The organism is Pseudomonas sp. TJI-51, assembly GCF_000190455.2.
Classification (GTDB): Bacteria; Pseudomonadota; Gammaproteobacteria; order Pseudomonadales; family Pseudomonadaceae; genus Aquipseudomonas; species Aquipseudomonas juntendi.
On record NZ_AEWE02000132.1, the window covers coordinates 1 to 1,352 of the forward strand.

Below are 1,352 nucleotides of genomic sequence, written 5' to 3' on the forward strand. Positions count from 1 at the left end.
GCGAGCTGCGCTCGCTCCTTGTATGTTGTGACTGGCCTGGCGGGAGAAGTTATTCTCGTCAGGCTGAAGAAGCACTTCCGGGGAGGCCGATCGCTCCTGAAGGCAGGGTTTGCCCCTGACCTTGTACGTAGAGAGGCCCCCCGCCTCATTGCCCACCACGAAGAGTATCGAGAAGCCGACAAGTCGGACTTCGCATTACAAGGTTGCAGCGGCATGAAGTTCGAGGTCGGGGAACCGGAGGCCATTGTTACCTAATTCGCTTGGGAGAGGGAAGAATGAGTGTCTGGGTTGGCCTCGATATCGGCTCACGGACTTCGGTCGTTGGGGTGCGTAAAGATGGCCGCACTGCCGGTCAGTGGGATATCGCTCAAACCCCTGCCGGTCGCAAGGCTGCGGTGAAAAAGCTGCAGGCGCTCAAGCCTACGTCGATCGTGATGGAGGCGACCGGGATCTATTACCTGGACTTGGCCATTGAGCTGCACGCTGCCGACCTACCTGTTTCCGTGATCAACCCCAAGAGCTTCCACAACTTCGCCAAACTGATGCTGGTGAACAGCAAGACTGACGCAATAGATGCTCAGCTGCTGTCCGAGTACGGGGAGCGTATGACCCCGCGTTTGTGGACACCTCCAAGCACTGTACAGCTTGAACTCAGAGGCCTTGGCCGGCACATCAATCGTTTGGTGGGACACCGTATCAGGGCGAAGAACGAGCTGCATGCATTGCAGGCGACCGCCACGACTGCCTCGATGTTGATCGAGGATCAAGAAGAAGAGATTGCTTCACTAAGTAATCGAATCGAGCGCTTTCGTAAGGCAGGGCGCGAGTTAATCGCCCAGTGTCCAAGGCTAACTCGACAGTACGAGCAACTCCTCGCAGGCCCTGGGATTGGAGAGGTCTCGGCGCTGGCCGCCCTGGCTGAGCTGACCACGTTGCCCGAAACGCTCAAGTCCTCTCAGGTCGCTCGTCATGCTGGCCTTGATGTTCGACAGACACAGTCTGGAACAAGCATTGATAAACCTGGTCGGCTCGGCAAAAGCGGGAATGCCTATTTACGGGCAGCCATGTACATGCCTGCGCTGACGGCGGTGCGCTGCGATCCTTATGCGAAGGCCTTTTATGAGTCGCTGATCAGCAGGGGCAAGAAAAAAATGCAAGCGATCGCCGCTGTCATGCGCAAGTACCTGACAGGCATCTGGGCGTGCATGAGCGGAGATGAGCCATTTGATACGGCCAAGCTTTTCAGCTCTGAACACCTCAGAAAAGCTTGACCGCCAACAGAGTATCTACGTTTGTTTCGGGCCAATTATTCCTGTGGGATTCGCGCGCGAACGCCTTGGTGCATGCCTCAA

At 56.7% G+C, this 1,352-nt stretch carries 1 protein-coding gene and 1 pseudogene; both read left to right on the forward strand.

From position 1 onward, the window contains the following. A pseudogene (locus G1E_RS29000) lies at nucleotides 1-255 on the forward strand (hypothetical protein); the annotation flags it as partial. Between the two features lie 20 nt (nucleotides 256-275). Then, complete coding sequence (locus G1E_RS24070) at nucleotides 276-1,271, forward strand: IS110 family transposase (protein ID WP_029887815.1); 996 nt, start codon at nucleotides 276-278, stop codon at nucleotides 1,269-1,271. Nucleotides 1,272-1,352: the final 81 nt, after the last annotated feature.